The organism is Porphyromonas sp. COT-052 OH4946 (assembly GCF_000765965.1).
Classification (GTDB): Bacteria; Bacteroidota; Bacteroidia; order Bacteroidales; family Porphyromonadaceae; genus Porphyromonas; species Porphyromonas gulae.
Map to the genome: position 1 here is coordinate 89,219 of NZ_JQZY01000015.1, position 16,750 is coordinate 105,968.

The 16,750-nt window shown below is 49.0% G+C and carries 13 protein-coding genes and 1 pseudogene; 5 read left to right on the forward strand and 9 right to left on the reverse strand.

Annotated elements, in window-relative coordinates; translation table 11 throughout:
* The first annotated feature begins 21 nt into the window (after positions 1-21).
* The 3 genes from HQ50_RS06920 (at position 22) to HQ50_RS06930 (ending at position 4,294) form a co-directional block, all read left to right on the forward strand.
* A complete protein-coding gene (locus tag HQ50_RS06920) occupies positions 22-2,148 on the forward strand; it encodes a M3 family metallopeptidase (RefSeq protein WP_369794174.1) in 2,127 nt (708 codons plus the stop codon).
* A 96-nt stretch (positions 2,149-2,244) separates the two neighbouring features.
* Positions 2,245-2,892 carry a hypothetical protein gene (locus HQ50_RS06925; RefSeq protein WP_039429276.1) on the forward strand — a complete coding sequence of 216 codons (648 nt, stop codon included), beginning with the start codon at positions 2,245-2,247 and terminating at the stop codon, positions 2,890-2,892.
* Positions 2,893-2,941: 49 nt separating this feature from the next.
* Entirely contained in the window at positions 2,942-4,294 is a 1,353-nt protein-coding gene (locus HQ50_RS06930; protein WP_039429277.1) for a DUF2130 domain-containing protein, read from the forward strand.
* A gap of 239 nt (positions 4,295-4,533) precedes the next feature.
* Here the strand turns inward: HQ50_RS06930 and HQ50_RS06935 are convergent.
* The 9 genes and pseudogenes from HQ50_RS06935 to HQ50_RS06975 form a co-directional block, all read right to left on the reverse strand.
* Positions 4,534-5,144, reverse strand: a pseudogene (locus tag HQ50_RS06935) (IS5/IS1182 family transposase); the annotation flags it as partial.
* A 163-nt stretch (positions 5,145-5,307) separates the two neighbouring features.
* Positions 5,308-6,069 (reverse strand): C-GCAxxG-C-C family (seleno)protein, encoded by a 762-nt coding sequence (locus HQ50_RS06940; RefSeq protein WP_039429278.1) that lies wholly within the window; start codon positions 6,067-6,069, stop codon positions 5,308-5,310.
* Entirely contained in the window at positions 6,066-7,166 is a 1,101-nt protein-coding gene (locus HQ50_RS06945) for a chorismate mutase (RefSeq protein ID WP_039420806.1), read from the reverse strand. Before HQ50_RS06945 ends, HQ50_RS06940 begins: the two co-directional genes overlap by 4 nt.
* A gap of 14 nt (positions 7,167-7,180) precedes the next feature.
* A complete protein-coding gene (locus HQ50_RS06950) occupies positions 7,181-8,422 on the reverse strand; it encodes a glycosyltransferase (RefSeq protein WP_039429279.1) in 1,242 nt (413 codons plus the stop codon).
* The gene (locus HQ50_RS06955) at positions 8,419-9,780 is read right to left on the reverse strand and encodes a polysaccharide deacetylase family protein (protein WP_039429280.1); all 1,362 of its coding nucleotides are present in this window, start codon (positions 9,778-9,780) and stop codon (positions 8,419-8,421) included. Before HQ50_RS06955 ends, HQ50_RS06950 begins: the two co-directional genes overlap by 4 nt.
* Entirely contained in the window at positions 9,777-10,742 is a 966-nt protein-coding gene (locus HQ50_RS06960; protein ID WP_039429282.1) for a GNAT family N-acetyltransferase, read from the reverse strand. The genes HQ50_RS06955 and HQ50_RS06960 overlap by 4 nt, the downstream gene beginning before the upstream one ends.
* A gap of 73 nt (positions 10,743-10,815) precedes the next feature.
* On the reverse strand, positions 10,816-11,838 hold the full coding sequence (gene recA, locus HQ50_RS06965) for a recombinase RecA (RefSeq protein ID WP_004584116.1): 1,023 nt from the start codon (positions 11,836-11,838) through the stop codon (positions 10,816-10,818).
* Positions 11,839-11,858: 20 nt separating this feature from the next.
* A complete protein-coding gene (gene bcp, locus HQ50_RS06970; protein ID WP_039429284.1) occupies positions 11,859-12,314 on the reverse strand; it encodes a thioredoxin-dependent thiol peroxidase in 456 nt (151 codons plus the stop codon).
* Positions 12,315-12,887: 573 nt separating this feature from the next.
* Entirely contained in the window at positions 12,888-13,103 is a 216-nt protein-coding gene (locus HQ50_RS06975) for a hypothetical protein (RefSeq protein WP_039429285.1), read from the reverse strand.
* A gap of 102 nt (positions 13,104-13,205) precedes the next feature.
* Between HQ50_RS06975 and HQ50_RS06980 the strand changes: the two genes are divergently transcribed.
* Both HQ50_RS06980 and HQ50_RS06985 read left to right on the forward strand, forming a co-directional pair.
* Complete coding sequence (locus HQ50_RS06980; RefSeq protein WP_081960062.1) at positions 13,206-15,005, forward strand: phosphoethanolamine transferase; 1,800 nt, start codon at positions 13,206-13,208, stop codon at positions 15,003-15,005.
* Between the two features lie 7 nt (positions 15,006-15,012).
* A complete protein-coding gene (locus HQ50_RS06985; RefSeq protein WP_018965621.1) occupies positions 15,013-16,701 on the forward strand; it encodes a sulfatase-like hydrolase/transferase in 1,689 nt (562 codons plus the stop codon).
* Positions 16,702-16,750 lie beyond the last annotated feature (49 nt).

Here is a 16,750-nt window from a genome sequence, read left to right on the forward strand (position 1 = left end):
CATCTCACAAACCCCCAATCAATGACTAAAAAAATCGTTTTTGCAATCAGTATTATGGCAATGCTCACAGCATGTAGTGGCAGCCGTAAAGGAGATGCCAATCTCTCCGACAATCCTCTGCTGCAGACCAGTGCTCTCTTCATGGAAGCACCCGAATTCGACAAAATCAAAACAGAACACTTCATGCCTGCTTTCGAAGCCGGTATGGAGCAACAGTTGGCCGAGATCGATTCGATCGTGAACAACTCCGAAGCTCCCACTTTCGAGAATACGCTTGTCGCCATGGAGCGTTCGGGACAGACGCTTAGGCGCGTTTCCAACGTCTTCTTTGGTCTCACGGGTGCGAATACGAACGACGAACTGCAGAAAATCGAAGAGAAAGTGTCGCCTCTTTTTGCTGCACACAGGGATGCCATCTATCTTAACAACAAACTTTTCCAACGGGTAAAAGCCGTCTACGAAAGTGACAAATCGGCCATCGAACCCGAAGGACAAAAGCTGATCCAAGAGTATTACGACGCCTTTGTTCGTGCCGGAGCCAACCTGAGTGCCGAGGACAAGGCCAAGCTCATGGAGCTGAACAAGGAAGAGGCCTCGCTGACTACCGAATTCGGCAATAAGCTGATCGCTGCCACCAATGCCGCAGCTGTAGTCGTAGGTAGCAAGGACTCTCTCGATGGCCTCAGCGAGACCGAGATAGCGAAGGCTGCAAACGATGCTAAGGCTGCCGGACACGAAGGCAAATATCTGCTGAATATCACCAATACCACACAGCAGGATTATCTCTCTGTGCTGAACGATCGTACTATTCGCCAGCGCGTCTTGGAGGCTTCCATCCATCGTACGGACAAAGGCGGTGCCCATGACACGCAGTCCATCGTACTTCGTCTGGCTAAGCTTCGTGCACAAAAGGCTCGCCTTCTCGGCTTCCCTAATTATGCTGCGTGGAAGCTTCAGGATCAAATGGCCAAAAATCCCGAGACGGTGCTCGCTTTTGTCAGGTCGATAGCTACGCCCTATGCTCCACAAGCGCAGAAGGACGCTGCTGAACTCCAGGCTTACGCCCGCTCCAAGGGTTTTGAAGGAGACCTCACGGCTGCTGACTGGAACTACTATGCCGACAAGCTCCGCAAGGAAAAATTCGGTCTTGACGAGAACGAAGTGAAGCAGTACTTTGTGACGGACAGTGTCCTCAAGAATGGAGTATTCTTTGCCGCCAACAAACTCTACGGTCTCACATTCAAAGAGCGTACCGACCTGCCCGTCTATGCTGAAGACGTGCGTGTATACGACGTTATCGATCGCGACGGCAACCAGCTTGCACTCTTCTACACCGACCTCTATCGTCGTTCGACCAAGAGCGGAGGTGCATGGATGAGCAATTGGGTAGACCAGAGCTACCTGCTGAACCAAAAGCCCGTGATTTACAACGTTTGCAACTATGCCAAGGGCGTTGACGGTCAGCCCTCTTTCATCAACTATGATGAGGTGACCACTCTCTTCCACGAATTCGGCCATGCCCTGCACGGTATGTTTGCTGCTCAGCAGTACCCTTTGCTCTCCGGCACGAATGTCGCGCGTGACTTCGTAGAGATGCCCTCTCAGCTCAACGAGCATTGGGCTATGGATCCGGATGTCTTTGCCAACTACGCCAAGCATTGGAAGACGCAAGAGCCGATGTCGGCCGAACTGGTGAAGAAGATTCAGGATGCGAGCGACTTCAATCAAGCTTATTCTCTGGGAGAGAATCTTGCAGCCGTAAGCCTCGATCAGGCATGGCATACGCTCACGGTCGAAGAGGCGGAAGCCATTACCGATGTAGCCAAGTTTGAAGAAGAAGCTCTGCGCAAGGTCGGTCTCTACAATCTGCAGATACCTCCTCGCTATCGCTCCTCTTATTTCCGCCATATCTGGAGCAACGGCTATGCCTCCGGTTACTATGCTTATCTGTGGAGTGAAGTGCTGGATAACAACGTTTACCAATGGATGCTACAAAACGGTGGCATGACTTCCCAAAATGGACAACGCCTTCGCGATATGATTCTTTCGCGTGGCAATACGCAGGATTTCAATACGATCTTCACCGCATTCACCGGTCTGCAAAAACCTGATATCAAGGATTTGCTCCGTGCCCGCGGTCTCATGTAATACAGCAATAGATGAGGCTGTGCTTTCAGGTCCCAAAGCCAAACGAAAGCACAGCCTCTTTCTTTTCATCCCTAAGCCAAATACTAAACTGCTACAATGAAAAAAGGAGATCTACTCATCCTTCTGATCATTATCCTGATGCTGGGGCTTATGCTTTCCCCTTGGACATCGGAAACATTCAATTCCCTCAGCCGCCATTATCCTTATTATATCGGTTTCCTGAAGTTTGCCATCTTGGCTACCATCGGTGAAGTAGTGGCCGGACGGATCAAAGCCAAACGATATACCTGTCCCTCTTATCTCTGGGCGCGTATTGCTATATGGGGCATCGTCGGCATACTCATCGTCTTCAATTTTGGGTTGTATGAAGCCGGCATACGCGGTATCATCGCAAGAGGACTACTCCCCTACATCGACAGTTCGGTCTATACAGCCTTCCTTATTTCTTCGGCCATGAATCTCACATTCGGGCCGGCTTTCATGGCTGCTCACCGCATCAGCGACACGTATCTGGAGAACAAAGCCAAAGGCCTGGGAGGAAGCATTCGCTTAGCCGTTGAACGGGTGGATTGGAATCGTTTTATGACCTTTGTCGTTGGCAAGACCATTCCCTTTTTCTGGATACCGGCACATACGGTCACCTTCTTACTCCCGTCCGAGTACCGCGTCTTTGTGGCTGCGCTCTTGTCCATCGCTCTCGGACTGATCTTGGCTTTGGCATCCTCCCGACATGCAAAGGCATAAAACTTTAGCGACCGATATAAAGATTTGATACTGAAATGGTGATAGAGCCATGAAAGAACTGAAATGCCCCCATTGCGGTAGTTTCTTTACCGTAGACGAAGCCGACTATGCTTCTATCGTCAGTCAAGTGCGAAATGCAGAATTCGAAGCCGAAATGGAACATCGGATCGCTGATCTCCACAAGCAACATCAGATCGAGCAACAGGTGATAGAGGCAAATGCCCTGAACAAGTATCAACAGGAGCTGAACAAAAAATCCGAGGAGCAGATTCGGATGGAGAAGGACTGGCAGGCGACCATTGCACAGAAAGATGCCGAGCTGGTTCGCCTACAGGCAGAACTGAACGTCGTCGAACAGAAAAAGCAGTCCGATCTAAGCCTTGCCTTAGCAGGAAAAGAGAAAGAAATCAGTGACTTGCAATCTGCAATCAGAGACAAAGACAGTGCCTTGGAGATCGCCGTTCTCAAAGAACAACAGAAAGCACAAGAGGATATCAAATCTAAAGAGGCGGAGATAGCCCTACTGAAAGCTTCAGCAGAGCTGGACAAGCAAAACGCGACCATTCAGGAGAATGCACTCAAAGACCGGTATGAAGCTCGGCTGAAGTTGAAGCAGGAAGAAGTGGACTATTACAAAGATCTGAAAGCTCGTATGTCCACGAAGATGATAGGGGAGACCTTAGAGATTCATTGCTCCACTCAGTTCAATCAGATGCTCCGCCCCGTTATGCCCAACGCCTATTTCGAAAAAGATAATGATGCATCAGGAGGCACGAAGGGAGACTTTATCTTTCGTGATTTCGGCGAAGATGGTACCGAATACGTATCCATCATGTTCGAGATGAAGAACGAAGCCGATGAGACTGCTACGAAGCATAAAAACGAAGACTTCCTCAAGAAGCTGGATGCCGACCGCCGGGCCAAAGGTTGTGAATTTGCCGTACTCGTCTCTCTGCTGGAGCCGGACAACGAATTGTATAACGGCGGTATTGTGGATATGTCCTACAGATACGACAAGATGTATGTGATTCGTCCGCAGTTCTTCATTCCGATGATAACCCTCCTTGTGCAGACGTCTAAAAAGAGTCTGGGGTACAGACAGCAGCTTGCCATCGCACAGAAACAATCCATCGACGTTTCGAATTTCGAGAGTCAGCTCGAAGATTTTCGGGAGAGATTCGGCAAAAACTATCGTCTTGCCAGCGAACGATTCAAAACGGCTATCGATGAGATCGACAAGTCCATACAGCACCTGAATAAAATCAAGGATGCCCTGGTCGGAAGCGAGTATAACCTCCGCCTAGCGAACGACAAAGCCGAAGCCCTCACCATCAAGAAGCTGACGCGGGGTAATCCCACGATGAAAGCGAAGTTCGAAGAAGCCCGCCTTGCCGATGAATAAACGAAAAAGGAGGAGGCTGTCGAAATCCGTTATTTTATCTTATTTAGTCGTCCCTTAAAAACCTTTTAGCCAGAGAGTATCAGTGGATAAAAGGACTTTTAAGAGACGACTAATTAGTCATCCCTTAAAAAGCATTTACAAGTGAGAAGTCATTCATCGATGGTCTCTCGCTTAGCTTTTCGCTTATTATTTTGAGCAGGTGCAAAAGAGCCTTCATGGCTCTTTTGAAGTTGTAANTTGGGAACATCCGGTATTAAAATCTGAGTGCCATTAACCTCTTTCTTACCCCGATAGCCCCTGTCGCCTGCCAGTATCTTGATCTTTCTCCGTGTGAGGCGTTCCACTTGTGCCAACGAGGCTTCTATCGTGTGTCCATCATACTCATTACGAAATGATTGGGCACCAAGAATAAGCCCCGTAGCCGAGCGGATGATGCAGACTTTATTGCCGAATTCGTACTAGAATGCTCTCCCGGATTACGCTTGAGCTCTCGGACTAATCGGCCGGCTATGGTTCGCAATTTCCTATCCGCTCTGAGTGCCTTTTGGCGATTCTTGGAATGATGGCGAAAACGTTGGTCGCGATAAATGCGCTTGAGAACAAAGGTATAGCTTTGGCGAAGTGGCAACTCTAATTTGTGGACGATGTTCAGAACCTTACGGACAATCTTTTTATGCAACTTGGCATCTGTAGGGTAGGTGATATTCTTCTCTTGAACGGTCGAATCAATAAAAGCAGTGTCATGATGCTCGTCATCATCATCTTCGTTATTGACACGAATGCTTTCCTGAAAAATGAGCTCTATCCCCTTTTCACCAATGCGCTTGCGAAAGTGTACCAATTCAGAAGANTATGAAGATAAGAAAACTTGCAGATTTAGCAAAGATATTCGCAAACTAATTTGCTGAATATCAGAGATTAAAAAGAATTTTAAGGGACGACTAATTACGAATCTTAAAGGATGAAGATGGAGGTAAAAGCTGACTCGGAGCTGATTTTACGCATCCTCATACTCAGTCATGTGGTTGAGATTCGGATAGTCTTTGTTCGACAAGCTCTTCGGCTAAACGGACACAGTTGTTACAGGGGTATTTTAGTTCCCCCTTCAGCTCGCGGCAGGTAATACCACCGGCATGGGCTTGAAACTCCTGACTGACCGGTTGCAGCCCTTTAGCCTCGAGGATTCTATTGGCTGAATAGAGTGCACCGCAGAGTCCCCCTTCGGCTCTTCCGCCTCCCTTGGGGCGGTATTCTTCTTCGATCGCTTCGTCGGTCATGCCGGTCAAATCTTGAAATCCTTTTTGAACAGCTTGTGCGCAGTTCCAATTGTTCGGTTTGCTGTGGAAAAATGTTTCCGATCTGGATTCTTTCGTCATATCGGGTTGTGTTTGGATATTGATACGCAGTTCTTGGAGGCCGGATTGAATATAGGGCCTCGAATAATCAACATGCTTCAGTATTGTATTGTTCCATGCAATCAGGTCGATGTCGATGGCTACGCGGCCATCGAAGGGTTTGGTATACGTTCTGCCCAACTGCAATTCTATTCCTTTCAGCTTTCGCCCGACTTCTTCCCTGTCCTCCGTCGAATAAAAATGGGCGGTCAGGTTGGTAAAGCGACCGGACGGGTATGGAAAGTCAATGGGATCATTCTCGATGGGCTCGGAGAAGCAGATCGTCGGATATGACCCCCGCAGCAGACGCATAGCCGCAGGAATATTGATCTCTGCGGCATAGTTGCTGCCTATGCTGATAACGATGTGGTGAGTATTCATGATGTGCAGTCGTCAGTGTGCGGCTTTTGGGGAGCAAGGGTTTGCAGACGGACAGATTCCTCATGGATACGACTGAAGAGCTCCGATACGAATGCTTCGTCCAAACCCAAGAGGGCAGCAGTGCGTGCGCAATTGCGTTGGAGCTGTTCGTAACGCAGGTTCTGAACGACAGCCAGATTGTGCTCTTTTTTGAACATACCTATCTCGTATGCTACTTGCATCCGCCGAGCAAGCAATTCCACGATATTCTCATCTATCTGATCGATCTGCATGCGCCAAGAGATCAGCTCTTCGTCCTGTTTCTCGGATTGGCGGCATGGGATACGCAGGTGCCGGAGTATTTGAGCAAGAACGGCGGGCGTTATCTGCTGGCCTGCATCGCTTAGAGCCTTGTCAGGAGAGCAATGCGATTCGATGATCAGTCCATCGAAATTCATTTCCATAGCTTGCTGGCTGACGGATTCGATCCGCTCCCTCTGTCCCGTAATATGGCTGGGATCGCAAAGGATGGTAAGCGAAGGGAAACGTCTTTTCAGATCGAAAGGGATCTGCCAATGGGGAGGATTGCGAAATGCCTTAGTCGCATAGGTGCTGAATCCTCTGTGGATGGCACCTATCCGTTGTACTCCGGACTGCCGAAGCCGCTCCAGAGCTCCGGTCCACAGATCCAAATCGGGACTGATCGGATTCTTGACAAGGACAATCACCGATTCGTCCTTTCCTATCGTATCGGCAATTTCCTGTACGGCAAAGGGATTGGATGTAGTTCGTGCGCCCAACCAAAGTATTCGGATACCGGCTTGCATGGCTTGCTCTACATGCTCGCGAGTAGCCACTTCCGTGGCCACAAGCATACCCAATTCGTCCTGTACACGCACTAACCAAGGCAGCCCGACTTCTCCCACTCCTTCGAAGCAACCGGGAAGAGTACGAGGTTTCCACAGACCGGCACGAAAGATACGAATGCCGGCCTCGTTCCTAAGTGCACGAGCTGTAGTCATTATCTGTTCCTCGCTTTCGGCACTGCAAGGGCCGGCAATAACTGTCGTATTAGGCTCCAAGGGAAGAAGCAACGGTGCAAAATCACGGTACTTCATGATGCAATGCTGAATTAGTTAGCGACAATAGTTTCGAGCAGACGAGCATATTGTCCTGCCTGCTCCTTTCGTGAAAAAGTGGAAATGAAATCTCTGTTCGAATTAGGAAGGGATGTATCCCCTTCTGCCTTCCAGCGCGTATATTGATCGTTCAGGAACGTAGCTACCTCTTCTGTCGTCCGAGCAGCCAATCCGGCCTCGGCCTTCGATATAATATCTGCCACGATAGCTTCATCGCTCCTTACCATCAGGATGGGTTTTTCCATGGCCAACGACTCGAATAACTTGGTCGATACTATGCCATGAGGACCTCCGGGCTTCTCTGTATTACCCAACTGGAGCAGGATACTGCTGCGACGCAATATTTCAGGTACCTGAAGGGCCGGAACCATCGGGAAAAAGCGGCACATATCGGTCAGGCCATACTGCCGAATCAGCGGTTGCAGGATAGAATGGGAATGATCGTCCACGTACCAGTGCAGTTCTATTCGTCCCTCCTTGCGCACATCCCGAAGGGCTTCAGAAGCCAAAGCCTCGAACAAAAGGGTAGGGTCGTGCATTTCCGAAGTCAGCAATCGTCCTGTATAGGAGAGGATGAATTTGTCACAGGGAAGCGATCCTCGAGAAAAAAGTTCGGGATCATAGCCGTTGTAGATCAATTCTGTACGAGGATTAACTTCTGCTAGCAGATTGCAGTGCCAGGGAGATACCGAAACTATATGATCGGCTTCGCGGAGATAACGGTTTCGGAGGGAAATATAGCGGCTTCGAAGCCACCTCATCAGCAGACTTGGCAGCCGCTTGCCACGAGGAAGAAAATCGTAACGGCTGTACTGTTCGACCACATCACGGCAATCCGCCACCCAAGGCAATCGATGTGCTCGTGCATAACGACAAGCCGCAGCAAGAGGAAACTTACGATACGTAAGACACAGTACGGCATCGAATCTGACGTCGGGAAAAGCTTTCACCGCTTCTTCGTAGAACCGCTTTTCTTTCTGCTCCCAAAGCAATTCGCCGAACAGACGAGCTGAACGGATCGCATAAGAAGGTGAAGAGAGATCGATTGCCGTTACCGGAATATCGGTGCAGAATCCGCCGAATACATCGCCATGTGACTGGGATGCCGGAGCAGGCATCTTTTCCGTTATTACGTAAGGTTCCCAACCGAAGCGAAGCAGGTATTTGGTCAGATAGGCTGCTCTCGGAGCGAAAGCCGGTGGGAAGATGTCAGCGAAGATGAGTACCCGTTTCATTGATCGGTGGCCGTTTCGTAGTCAGGAGATTCGTTCTCCTGTTTTTCCTCCATGGTTTCTATCAGTCGCAACACCTCGCGATACAAACGGGCATGCCAAGGATGGATGTCACGAGAGAGGTATTCGTTGTGCCAGAGAAGTGTGGCTTCTCCTCCGTGGGTGAAAGTATGCTTCAGCAGCACCTCGCACAACTTCGTGGCTGCAGCTTCATCCAAGCCCATATATTCCCGCCTGTCCAGCGTACAGTCCATCAGCGTAAGTGGGTGCAGGATCAGTTCGCTCAGCCGTCTTGTGGAAGGCATGATGAAGCGAACGGGACGAGATGTGCCGAGGCGGAAACCTGCAACATCGGCATATCCCATGGAATAATCGTGTCTGATACCTGCCGATATCAGAGCTTGCATATCTTCCGGCTCACGAGCTGCAAGGTAATGATGCCTGTTGCAGTCCACCGCGGCACCCGTATCACTGATGAGTCGCTTGCGCTGCTTTCCGATCAGCTCGGGGTTCAGTCCGGCGGAGTAGTTGCTGTGGAGTCCTATCACTATTCCATTGTTTTCGACCAAAGATCGGAGCGGTTGATAGAGCGGTTTTCTCAGCGAATAGTTCGGCGCATCTTGTGGGGCTTTTCCGGGTGTTTTGAAGAAAAAGATAATCCGACAGCGATCCTGCATTTTGCTGCGCAATGTTTTGTCCCAATCCACAAAACGGGGAAAAGTGAAGAAACGATCACTTGCCGGATTGGCATAAGCCAGACGGAAAGCCTTGAAGGGAGATTTGCGTTCCTTGATCAATGCTCGGGCAAAGCTTCTCCATCCTCTGTACTCGAACGGTTCGTCTACGTCATGCGTCAGATTCACCATGGAAAAATGGGGGACAGGGTCTTTTATCGGCCAGCCCATCTGACGAATTTTAGTACGCAGGATGGCCCCGTATTCATCTACGACAGGACGCTGCAGGAATCCTGCCTTGAAAGGCAAGGACTCTCTTCCCGGAAATCGTCCGTGTATATCTCGAAGTTTACGCCGGTACATCTCCTCGTAGCGAGAGATCAGAAAATATGTAGAGGCGACAATGTCGGCATTCAGCACCAGCGTGTCGCTCTCTTCCAACAGCTCTTCGGTCGGCTCTCCGAATAGGAGCGGTACGCCCTCCCATTCTTTCAGTGGTAACGAGGGAAAAGCCTTATCGGTACCGTAAATATCCGAATCGAAGAAGTTTGAAGCACGGATGACAATGCTGTATCGGGACATCTCGCTCTGCTTCGAGGTATAACCGATGCGGCTGAGGAGCTGATCGCTTCCGCTTTCATCTCCGATCAGAAAGCGAATGATGTAGTGGATTACTTCAGTATTCATACCTGTTTTTGCTGACCGGCATCATGAAAGGCCCGCCATTTACGTCTTAGTCGGCCACATAAGCCAATCCGACCTTTGGACAGTCGGAAATAGGGCGTTTGCACGCCTCCGAACGAGCGGAAGAATCCTTCTACCCCCTCCAGCATGGAACCTTCGAAGTCAAATGTATGAATGCCTTCCATCTCACAAGCCCTCCGAATGGCCTCATACAGGACAAAAGCTCCGGCATTGCGCCCCTGTCCTTCACGAATCTGGCCGGAAGCAATCGTATAAGCTGTGTCATGATCATGGACGAGGAAGACGGCAGCCAGCAGATGCCCTTCGCTATCTTCACAGCCGACTATTTCACCTGCTTGTCTTTCGATGGTGACTTCCGCCACCCGTTGCAATGTCTGCGATGCAAATCCTTTTGCTTCCTGTCGGGACATGGATATACGACAGAGGCGCAGCAGGTCGTCCACCGTGGCCGACGTGTAGCGGAGTCCGTCTCTTTCCCCCTTACGTATCTTCTTCATGGCGTCGGGGCGAATAGCTGTCCGTACAACATCGATCCCCGGGCTTAGATCTAGTCTGTATGTATATCGCGTAGTCTGAGAGTAACCCTGCCAGTAATAGGGGAGCCAATCGGTAAAATCCTTGGAGTATTGTACCATAAAGGACTTATGAGGCGGAAGCATGGAGCGCAGCATATCGTGTACCCTGCGCTGGGTACGAAAGGAGGTTGTGCCGTCTTCATTTTTGCCTATGAGACTGTAAGATCCCAAAAACTGGGTGAAGGGCGGCATGCTGATATGACCGGGTACCGGCATATAACATGGCATCACGCCTGAAGCCGTCCCTTCCTCCTCAAGGACGAAAGCCATCCATTCGCCGACACCGCATACAGCGTCCAGCCACCAATCCTGCAGGTATAGAGGAATGAGCACTCCTTGCCAGCATAGCTCCCGATAGCGTTGCTTCATCACTATCCAAGGGAAGAGACCGAAAAGCCTCCGATATGCTCAAACGCCTTCGGCCTCCTCATCCAAGATTGCTTTATGAATGTTTGTTGCGAATGGCTTCGCGTATTTTTTCAGTCAGTTCTTCGGCCAATTCCTCATTGTCCCGAATCATTTCCTTGGCAGCCTCACGGCCCTGTCCCAGCTTCGTATCGCCATAGCTGAACCACGATCCGCTCTTCTTGATAATATCCAGCTCTACACCCAAATCGATGATCTCGCCGGAACGCGAAATGCCTTCTCCGAATACGATATCGAACTCTGCTTTGCGGAACGGAGGAGCCACCTTGTTTTTCAACACTTTCACCTTGGTCAGGTGTCCCATGATCTCTTCCCCATCCTTGATCGGTGTGCTCTTGCGAATGTCGATGCGGATGGATGCATAGAATTTCAGTGCGTTCCCTCCTGTGGTAGTCTCCGGATTGCCGAACAAAACACCGATCTTCTCTCGTAGCTGGTTGATGAAGATACAGGTCGTATTGGATTTGCTGATGGCTCCGGTCATCTTACGCAGTGCTTGCGACATCAGGCGAGCATGCAGACCGACCTTGTTGTCCCCCATTTCTCCCTCTATCTCCGCTTTGGGCGTCAGGGCTGCGACGGAGTCGATGACTATGATATCGACAGCAGAAGAGCGAATCAGTTGCTCGGCGATTTCCAAAGCCTGTTCGCCGTTGTCCGGCTGTGCTATCCAGAGATTATCCACATTGACGCCCAGCTTTTCGGCATAGGTGCGGTCGAAAGCATGCTCGGCATCGATGATGGCCGCCAAGCCACCAGCTTTCTGCGCTTCGGCAATGGCATGGATGGCCAGAGTGGTCTTACCCGAAGATTCCGGTCCGTATATCTCGATAATACGTCCGCGAGGATAACCGCCCACACCGAGAGCCAAATCCAAACCGATGGAGCCGGAGGGGATAACACTTACATCCTCCACCGTATTGGCTCCCATATTCATGATAGCACCTTTTCCGAATGTCTTCTCTATCTTTTCCGTGGCCATTCGCAGGGCTTGCAGTTTCTTCTCGTCTTGCACCGTGGGTATCTTTTCTTCTGCCATATGTCTTTTCTTGTTCTGTATTATCCGTTTAGTATCTGGCCGGCGTGGTCTTTGGTCTTCACCTCTTTGCCTCTGATGATGCGTGTGACTACGCCCTCCTCATCCGTGAGAAAAGTCGTTCGTTCGGTCCCCATGTATTTGCGTCCGTACATACTTTTTTCCACCCAAACACCGAAAAGTTCGTTGAGACGCACTTCCTCATCCACGATCAGCGGAAAAGGGAGCTCGTATTTCTCTCGGAAATTGCGATGGCTCTTGGCTGAATCACGACTCACACCGATAATCTCGTAGCCGGCGGCGCGAAGTGCGCTATGACTGTCGCGCAAGCTGCATGCCTGTGCCGTACATCCCGAAGTATTGTCTTTGGGATAGAAATAGAGCGCGATCTTTCGGCCGCGATAATCGTCTCTTTTGATTTCGTTCCCGTCTTGATCCATCCCAAGAATCTCCGGAATGCGGTCTCCTATTTGTATCATTGTTCTGTCTGTCTGAATTATATCAAACAAAGGTAACAAAAAGGTCACACCCTACAGTTATATATCCTAATAAGAAAAGAAATGCGTTGAAAGAAGCAAGTTACCAGACTCTGGCAACGGTGAAAAAAGGCACTACGACTCGAATATGAGCCATCGTGAACAAAGGCTGCTTGCTCGCGAAAATTACACACCAAAAAAGTTTTCAACAACGAAGCGGAGTTTGGAATGATTCTAAATAAGCACCCGAAAAAGAAAGGCAAGCGAGGTAAAAAAGACAAGAAAACGAACTTTCACAGGTCGATTTTCGATTTTGACGAGTTCAAATAACGATTTATATATAAAGCATTTTCTATTTATATACAGATCGTTTTCGATTTATATATAAAACGATTTCAATAAATATATAGATCGTAAATGATTTATATATAAATCGCAGGCTGAAAAAGGCTGATTCGGGAGGTGATAAAACAAAGGCACCCACCGAGTTTAACAGCAAACTCAGTAGGTGCCCGGTCCCTTAGGAGGAGTATCGAAAGGGTATTTCGTCCTTATACAGGATGAGCCATATAGTCTTTATTCCCCAAGGTGTTCATCGAATACGGAGGAAATGGATGCGACCGTAGCATCCATATCGGCAGATGGAGGAGATGTGAGAAGTCGGTGTACATGTCGGGTAGCAATTAGCAGTTTATCTAATGTATTGGTATTGAGCGGGTAAAGAGTGTAGGATAGAGCAATCTGCTTGCTATCCTTAGCTTTACCGGCGGCAAAGATAAGAAGATCGATCATTCTCAGGGAATCGAAATAGCCCCATCTATATCAGATAAGGAAGTCCGATAAAACTTCTTTTTTATCTACTTTTGTATTGCACGACAACCAACTTTAACAACGATGAAAACTGAAAAGGATTCGGAACTTTATCATACAGAAAGTAGCGGAACATCTTCTCTATATATACGAGCCTTAAGAAACAAACTCTTGAGTTACTCTTCGGTCTCTTTACTCTGTTATTTATTATTGTTGCAGGTCGTTAATGCAGCCTTTTTCTACCATCAAACGACGATCAAGACCGATTGGCTCCTGCCTTTTCTTACCGGAGCTTTGCCCCTGACAGCGTTCATCTGGATCTTGCCCTCTCTTGCAGTTAACAAATGGTTGAGGCATATACTCACCGCCTTGATCGTTGTCCCGTTTTCCGTCCTGTTTATATACGAATACCATTTATTGACGCTCTGGGACACACCTATCACGGATAGCGTTCTGATACATTTCCACACGAACAATCCATCCGAAGCCAATCCGGGCTATTTCCTGGGTGGTATCACCTTTGCTTCGTGGGCGAAAGGAGGAGCCATCCTTCTCTTGCTAGCTGCAATATCCATTGGCAGAAGACTGATTTTCCGTCTACTGTGTCGCATCCGATATTTATTTGGACGTGGTGCATATGTTGTTTTGTTTTCGGTCGTTTTTATCATTTCCGTTGTCGCTTCGCGCAAAGAGTTTTACAAGCTGGATGAATCCACCCCATACAATCGATTGGCTCTGAGCGAACGCTTCGTACTGGGCACGATGCATGCCATACAGGATAATGCTTCGATGAGCAGTATGGTGGAATCGCTCACTTCTCATTCCTTCGGGGATGTTTCCATCTCTCCGCAACGCAAGCCGCATACCGTCGTATTGGTCATGGGCGAATCTCTTCGTAGGCTGGATATGCATTGCTATGGCTATCCTTTGCCTAATACGCCGGTTATAGACTCTCTCTGCGCTATGGGCCATATGGTTCTTTACGACGATGTGGTCACCTGTGCCGCAAATACCAACTCATCTCTCAAGTCGGTGCTTACATACCACCAAACGAACACCGAGCAGGAGACCGACTGGCTGGACTATCCTACCCTTTCGCGGGCTTTCAGCTCGGCCGGGTACCGCACACATTGGAGCAGCAATCAGGAAAAGAGCGGCTTCTTTGTCGAAATGGTAGCAGCCATCGCCCAAACTTGCGATAGCACTTTCTACACCACACACTATTCTACTACGACATGGATGTGGGGAAAGCAAAACAACTCCTACGACGAAGCCATACTACCACTGCTTCAGAGCCATGAACAATGTGGCACAAATCTGCTGCAGATCATTCATCTCATGGGGAGCCATGCCTTATTCGAGGATCGGTATCCCGCCGATTATGCCAAATTCTCGGGAAAAGATATCCCCGAATCGCATGCCTTGGAAGAAAACGAGCTTTCTGCTCAGTATATGAACTCCGTCTACTATAGCGATTATGTGCTCGGTGAGATCATCAAACGGTATGAGAACTCTTCTGCCATCGTTATCTATCTCTCCGATCACGGTTTGGTGCGCTACGATGATCCCAAACATTCGCAGGCCATTGTGCATGCCAATGCTCCCACTGCTCTACAAATCCCCTTTATGGTATATATGAGTCCTCGCTTTATGGCCGAAAACCCCGATATAAGCGATAAGGTGAAAACAGCGCACAGGAAACCGTTCATGACAGACCTCCTGCCCAATTCCCTTGCTGCCCTTATGGGCATCAAGAACAGCTACAGCAATCCTCTGCTGGAGCTCTGGAGCGACGAGTATGACTATTCTCGAAAAAGAATTATCACAGGCTGGGATGCCTTAACGGAGTTTACACCCAAGCATCCTGAATATCAAAGCAAATAAGACGAAAATGGAACGAAAACAAATGGGCGCATTCTTTTTAGGATTGGACAGGCGTCTCTATCAACTGATCTGGCTGCTGATTTTTCTTTTCCTTGTCCAATTTTTCAACCTCCTTGAGCTACAAGCTATGGGAGTCGATAGCCAGGGGCAGATGAGAATGCTGAGGGCATTGCTGGCATGGTCTCTGGTGGGCTACCTTGTACCGGCTTTCATCCCTAATAGAATCATACGTAATATTGTAATCGGTATAGAACTGGTCTATATCTGTGTTTCTTTCCTCACGGATTTCTACCTGATCAACATTTACCGCCTTCCTTTTTCCGGAGCCATGGCGCAGCCTATACTGGCAACCAATCCATCCGAGGCTATCGGGTTCTTCCGGTCCGGTGGAAACGCGATGCTTTTTGGTCGTGGACTACTTTTGCTCTTAGTCGCTTTTGTCATAGCCCGATTGCTGCCTTGGTCTGTCAGAAAGGGATTCTCTTTGCTATTGATATTGATGGGCAAGATGCCGACTTCCGTCAGGGGTTTCCATCGAGGACGTTGGGGGCTGATCGTTCTTGTTTTACTGATGATTTTTCTCGGAGTATGGCATGCCAAATATATATATGCAGCCTACCGGAGCAATTGGATTCGTTACAATGCGATGTCATTACCCGAACGACTTTGGCTAAGCAATAGGATGGCCCAAAAGGAGATCTCCCTGTCCAATATTTACTACCATCCCCAAGCCCCTCATGAGAATCACTTGCACAGAGAGCGAACGATCGACACTCCTCACAATGTGATCGTAGTCTATGACCGGCTTATTTATCCGCACCTGATGCACTGCTATGGACATTATATAAAGAATACGCCGACTATCGATTCTCTGATAGCTTCTCAGGAGTTGTTCATTTTAGACAAGGCTTACACCGCGGACAATACGCCCCACTTTGCCATGGCGCAAGCACTGTCCTATTACGACCCCGGAGACGAAAGCAGCTGGGATGTCTATCCCACTTTGCCCGGAGTCATGCGACTGGCCGGTTATCGAACTTTTTGGCTCGACAATACGCCCAAAGCAACTCCCTGGCTGGATGTAGTACCCCAGCTTGCTGCCGATTGCGACTCTTCCTATCATGTCAATCTGCGTGCCTCGGAGGAATGCTGGAACGGCAATTCGCCTCTCGACGAGGCTGTGCTCGAACATTTGACCGATTATCGGCAGGGGAGCCAATCCGTGTTCAGTGTTATTCATTTACAAGGTGGAGAAGGGAGTATTTGGTCTCGTGTCAACAGGGACTTTTGGACTTTTGATCGTCGTCATTTCACAGTCTTCGACAACATACAGCCTGATGATAGAGACGTTTTAGCCCAATACCACAATCTCTTGCTGTATCACGACCATATACTTGGAAAAATCATCGATTTCTATAGCAGTACACCTTCCATTGTCATCTATATGGGCAATCTTGGAGTACAGGGCGATACGCATCCGTATGACGGGACACCGATCGATGAGGCGGATCGTAGCCGTGTTCCTTTCATGATTTACTTAAGCCCTGAAATGAAGCGGTTGCGACCCGATTGGAGCGAACAAATACAGGCCCTTATCGGTAAAACATATTCGACTGCCGACTTTCCCGAATGGCTAACCCGATTATTGGGTTTCGAGTATTTCAAGAACAAGTCGATAGTTGTACAGGAAGAATAATTCGGATACTGCCCCTCTTACGGGGAGGGTAGCATTGTTTTCCACATTT

Coding starts and splice junctions, on each gene's coding strand:
- HQ50_RS06960 (WP_039429282.1), bottom strand. CDS start 10,742: ATGAAGCAACGCTATCGGGAGCTATGCTGGCAAGGAGTGCTCATTCCT.
- HQ50_RS06945 (WP_039420806.1), bottom strand. CDS start 7,166: ATGAAGTACCGTGATTTTGCACCGTTGCTTCTTCCCTTGGAGCCTAAT.
- HQ50_RS06940 (WP_039429278.1), bottom strand. CDS start 6,069: ATGAATACTCACCACATCGTTATCAGCATAGGCAGCAACTATGCCGCA.
- HQ50_RS06930 (WP_039429277.1), top strand. CDS start 2,942: ATGAAAGAACTGAAATGCCCCCATTGCGGTAGTTTCTTTACCGTAGAC.
- HQ50_RS06955 (WP_039429280.1), bottom strand. CDS start 9,780: ATGAATACTGAAGTAATCCACTACATCATTCGCTTTCTGATCGGAGAT.
- HQ50_RS06985 (WP_018965621.1), top strand. CDS start 15,013: ATGGAACGAAAACAAATGGGCGCATTCTTTTTAGGATTGGACAGGCGT.
- HQ50_RS06980 (WP_081960062.1), top strand. CDS start 13,206: ATGAAAACTGAAAAGGATTCGGAACTTTATCATACAGAAAGTAGCGGA.
- HQ50_RS06925 (WP_039429276.1), top strand. CDS start 2,245: ATGAAAAAAGGAGATCTACTCATCCTTCTGATCATTATCCTGATGCTG.
- HQ50_RS06950 (WP_039429279.1), bottom strand. CDS start 8,422: ATGAAACGGGTACTCATCTTCGCTGACATCTTCCCACCGGCTTTCGCT.
- recA (WP_004584116.1), bottom strand. CDS start 11,838: ATGGCAGAAGAAAAGATACCCACGGTGCAAGACGAGAAGAAACTGCAA.
- HQ50_RS06975 (WP_039429285.1), bottom strand. CDS start 13,103: ATGATCGATCTTCTTATCTTTGCCGCCGGTAAAGCTAAGGATAGCAAG.
- HQ50_RS06920 (WP_369794174.1), top strand. CDS start 22: ATGACTAAAAAAATCGTTTTTGCAATCAGTATTATGGCAATGCTCACA.
- bcp (WP_039429284.1), bottom strand. CDS start 12,314: ATGATACAAATAGGAGACCGCATTCCGGAGATTCTTGGGATGGATCAA.